The organism is Stenoxybacter acetivorans DSM 19021, assembly GCF_000745895.1.
Lineage (GTDB): Bacteria > Pseudomonadota > Gammaproteobacteria > Burkholderiales > Neisseriaceae > Stenoxybacter > Stenoxybacter acetivorans.
Genome location: NZ_JQKE01000108.1, coordinates 1 through 4811 on the forward strand (window position 1 = coordinate 1; position 4811 = coordinate 4811).

4 protein-coding genes are annotated in these 4811 nt (G+C 41.3%); all 4 read left to right on the plus strand.

The genetic code is table 11. From position 1 onward, the window contains the following. Positions 1 to 1858, plus strand: a 1858-nt coding sequence (locus tag Q384_RS10600) for a calcium-binding protein (RefSeq protein ID WP_037587944.1), incomplete at its 5' end; no start/stop codon positions are given. 44 nt (positions 1859 to 1902) lie between these two features. Further along, complete coding sequence (locus Q384_RS13460) at positions 1903 to 2064, plus strand: hypothetical protein (protein WP_156956549.1); 162 nt, start codon at positions 1903 to 1905, stop codon at positions 2062 to 2064. Positions 2065 to 2095: 31 nt separating this feature from the next. After that, the gene (locus tag Q384_RS10605) at positions 2096 to 2611 is read left to right on the plus strand and encodes a hypothetical protein (RefSeq protein WP_037587946.1); all 516 of its coding nucleotides are present in this window, start codon (positions 2096 to 2098) and stop codon (positions 2609 to 2611) included. Then, positions 2608 to 4811, plus strand: a 2204-nt coding sequence (locus Q384_RS14425; RefSeq protein WP_037587948.1) for a hypothetical protein, incomplete at its 3' end; no start/stop codon positions are given. The genes Q384_RS10605 and Q384_RS14425, both read left to right, overlap by 4 nt.

The window sequence follows — 4811 nt, forward strand, 5'->3', positions numbered from 1 at the left end:
TTTAATTCTTGGTGGAGCGGCTATTGGCGGTCTTTTCGGCAGCGATGCTGCCACCGATTGGTATGAGCTCAATAAAGACAAAGATCAAAATACCATCATCGAAATGATGAATAAATTAACCGATTTGATTTTCGGCAAAGATGCCGATGCTGATATTTCGCTGCCGAAAGATTTAGACGGCAATCAACTTACTTTGCTGGTGAATACGGGTGAGAAAGGCATTGCCGCCGCCATTGCAGGGCAAGCCAAACAAGCAGAAAATATTGAATGGCGTTATGCTCTGCGCGAATTAAACCCGTTTGCTGTTCCCAATATAGATTATGAACAATACAACCAAGACGGCTCATTGGATTTATATGATCCGAAAAACGCACCCAACGGCATGAGTGCCGAATACATAGAAAAACGTGCTGAATTATTGATATTGATGCTGAGTGACAATCCTGAAGACAATGCGCTGTTTAAACAATTATTATCGCAAGGCAATTGGGATTTTATTGATTTATCAGAAAACATTCATATCCATATCGGCGAAACCGAAAAACGAAATGCCCGCGCTGCCGGCAGCGGGTTGGCACATCAAGTTATTTTCGGCACAGATGAAAGTGATGATTTAACCGGAAATGCCGGTAAAGATTGGTTATTCGGCGGCAAAGGCGGTGATACTTTAAATGGCGGCGCAGGCGATGATTATTTAGAAGGCGGTGAAGGTGATGATACTTACCACATCGAAGGCAGCGATACTGTCCGCGACACCGACGGCAGCGGCAAATTATTATTCAGCAACGGCGATACTCCAAATAAACCTTTATATGCCAACGGCGTAAATGCCAACCGCTGGGTGAGTTTAGATGATTCAGGCAACCCCATTATCGGCTTTTTGGCGTATCGCATCGGCGGAAACGATTTATTGCTGATTAATCAAAAAACAGGCGACAAAGCCTTAATCAAAGACTACTTCCTCCAAGCCGATGCAAACAGCAATGGTTATTCCGGCGTACTCGGTATTGAATTGCAAACCCAAGAACAAAGCAAAGACGGTTATAAAATTTACAACGGCGATCAAAAACCACCGTTAAACAGCGACGATCCCAACTACAGGGGTGATTATCCTGATAATTATGATTGGTCGAAAGTACATTACGACACCGCCACCGGAGAACTGATTGGCGGTATTTTTTCGTCCGGATTTGCCGATGTGATTCGCGGTTCGGCAGAAAAAGATTTGATCCAAGGTTTTGACGGCGACGATGCCATAGACGGCAGAGAGGGCGACGATATTATTTACGGCAATGCAGGTGATGATTTATTGGTCGGCGGCAGCGGTGCAGATCAAATCTACGGCGGCGACGGCAATGATTGGATTGCGAGCAGTTCAAATTTATATATTGCGCGGCGGATTGGCGAGAAAGACCAATGGATACCGCCTCAATCTGCCAAGGAGGTCATTAAAGCCGGTTCATTGTGGGGTATGTATTATAACGGTCAATCAACGGTTTGGTCGGTTACAGACATCCAAACCAATTCTGATATTTCCGAAAGCGACATGATTGTCGGCGGCAACGGCAATGACCATATTATCGGCGGCTGGGCAAATGATTATATTTTGGGCGATGATTTTGAAGAGGGCGATAAAGACGGCAATGATTATATTCAGGGGTTGGCAGGCGATGATTGGCTGTTTGGCGACGATGGCAACGACATTTTATTGGGCGATGATACTTTGTATGGCTATTACGGTGATGGTGTGTTAAACGGCGGCGATGGTGATGAAGAAAATGCTATTAAAACTCTGTATCACGGCAACAATTATCTGGGTAGCGGCAGCAGTGTGGCATGTTGTTTGGAAATTGTGTAAAAGCCTAATTTTACCGTTGCATACCTAAAATAAAGGGGAGTAATATGCTGAAAAATGTTAAGCAGCATCGCGTTATCTATCTGTATCCTTGGGAGGATTGGGTAATGTATTCGATAAACCAAAATTTACTAGACAGGCTGCCTGAAAGCATGGAACTGGGGTTTCGGCGCTTTCAGGTAGCCTGTTTGTGTTTAAAAAAGAGATAAATTTTATGCACCTTAAAGAAAAGAGCAGCTGATGAGTGCAATACTTTTGGTTTTATTTTTTTTCTTGTATTTTTGTGTTTTATTAATAATACAAAAATTCTTATTCGGCTGGGCAGGTAAATGGCGGTTTTTAATTTATCCCTTTTTTTGGTATGGCATGTTTCATTTGCTGGTAATTGATGAAATTATCGGAGAAAAACAATTTAAAAAATTGTGTGAAAGCCCGAATAACCACAGCATGGACTGGGAAAAAATAAAAGGAAAGGAAGTATATAGTGATAGTCACAGTCGTCAATTGACAGGATTTGCCATCCCTATTTATTATCAACATATTGTTTTTTATGACAAAGAAACCAATGAAGAATATGGTTTTTTTAACACTTATGAAGCTAGGGGAGGTTTTTTTGCCAGACATATCAGTTCACCCTCACCACCGATAACTTTTGGAGAGCCTGCAAGATGTCATGCAGACTATCCTCAAGAATTATATAAATTAAATCATGTTACTTTAATTCAAAAACCTGAAAAACAAGGAGCTTCAAAATGAATAGCTTTAACAATGCGTATATTAACGCTCTTTTGGCTGATGCAGCTTATGTAGCAAATTTGGCAACATTGACAGGAGGATCACTTGCACAAAAATTAGAAATCCGCATGACTTCACCAGTTGCTAATTTTATCGGTAATAACTTTGAAGTCATTGATCAATTTGATGAACCTGAAACTATTGATTATTCAGGTTTTGATGTTACTGTATGGCGTGGTAAATCAGGTACAGATTATGCGGGGAAAGTATATCTTTCAATGCGCGGGACAGAGCCTGATTCTATCTTCGGTGCCGATGGTTTAGCTGATGCTGATTTAGCAGTAAATATTGCTGCTCGTCATCAAATCATGGATATGATTAATTGGTATCTGCGTGCAATTACACCTATCGATCAGATGGCAGAACAATTTATTTGTGAGCTGAGAAATGATGCCGGCAATAGTGTTACGTTTGATAAATCGGTTTCAGGTACAGGAACATTGCTTGATGTTGATGCTGTTCAAATCAATGGTCATAGTTTAGGTGGGCATTTGGCGGCTGCATTTGCAAGAATTTTCGGCGGTTCAGTGTCTATTGATGGGATTGATACCTACAACAGCGCAGGATTTTTGAAAGAAAGCAGCGAGCAGTTTTTTAAAGAACTGGAAGAAGTATTACAACTGGGTACAACTTCCTTTAATCAAAGCCAAAATAATTGCTATGCTGTTAATGGTATTAGCGTAACCACCAATGAAATAGTACATATTCAAATTGGTGAACGGCAGAAAATATTTAATGAGCAAAGTACTGGTACTGGTTTATTTGATGATGATAGCGTCATTGATAATCACTCTATTTATAAACTTGTTGATACTTTAGCATTGGGTAATTTACTGGCTCAATTAGATAGAAATCTAACCTTTGAAACATTAAATGATTTATTGAGTAAATCCAGTAATGAAATGAAATCTTCTTTAGAAAAAGCTTTAGACCAGTTCCGCAAATTGATTTTAAATAAAACCGATGATACGCCAATTGGTGATGCTCCAGATAGTCCTGAATCTCGCACCAATTATCACGAAAATATTGAAGAATTTCTTGAAGAATTGGAAAACAACGATGCACTCCAAACTTTGATAAATTGTAATAATCTTCAAATTCAGGCAACCAATGCCGCATCAGCTACTCAAGACAATGATATAGGTTTGGCAAACCGCTATGCTTTGGTCGAACTCAATGCTTTTGCGCTTATCGGTGCGGATTATGCACAGCACAATGCCGGTAAACTGGATTTATATGATGCTGAAAACAGCACAGGGCAAATTACCCAAAATTGGTTGATAGACAGAAACCAATTACTCGTCGTTAAATCAGTACTGGATAAATATGATTATTCCTACGACCGTCAAATTGATCTCACTAGCACCCCAACCTCCGATACCATTACTTGGGTTGCCTCTGGATTACAGGCTTATTACGGTAAAAACACCAAAATCACCGATGCCGAAGCAAATATATCCATTGAATTGGTTGGCAGCAGCGAACAACAACAGCAAACCATTCAATTCGGAGGTTCAGGCAATGACACCTTAATCGGTGGTGCGGGATATGATCATTTATACGGCGGTGATGGTACGGACACGCTGGATGGCGGTGCAGAAGATGATTATTTAGAGGGTGGGATGGGATTTGACGGCTACTATATCAAAGGGCGCGATACCATTTTGGATATAGACGGCGAAGGCGTTATTTGGTTTGGCGAAAGCGGCGGTGCATCAATGAGAACCCGTTCAGGCGTCAGCCAACAAAGCATCAGCCCATTGTTTGAAACCGTTGCGGGCAGCAATCGCTGGGAAAGTTTGAATGAAGAAGGAAAACCAGACGGTATGTTTTTGGCTTTCCGCACCGGACAAAATGATTTAACCATTTCGTATCTCCCTGACGGCAGTTCGGTTTTAATCAAAGACTACTTCTTACAAGCCTCATCAAATGGAGACGGATACAGCGGTGTACTTGGCATTGAATTGCAAACCCAAGAGCAAAGTAAAGACGGCTATAAAATTTACAACGGTGATCAAAAACCACCGTTAAACAGCGATGATCCCAACTACAGGGGTGATTATCCCGATAATTATGATTGGTCGAAAGTGCATTACGACACCGCTACCGGAGAACTGGTTGGCGGTATTTTTTCGTCCGGATTTGCCGATGTGATTCGCGG

What these genes read in the sequence shown, in the direction of transcription:
- Q384_RS13460 (WP_156956549.1), top strand. Translation starts at nt 1,903, where the DNA reads ATGCTGAAAAATGTTAAGCAGCATCGCGTTATCTATCTGTATCCTTGG.
- Q384_RS10605 (WP_037587946.1), top strand. Translation starts at nt 2,096, where the DNA reads ATGAGTGCAATACTTTTGGTTTTATTTTTTTTCTTGTATTTTTGTGTT.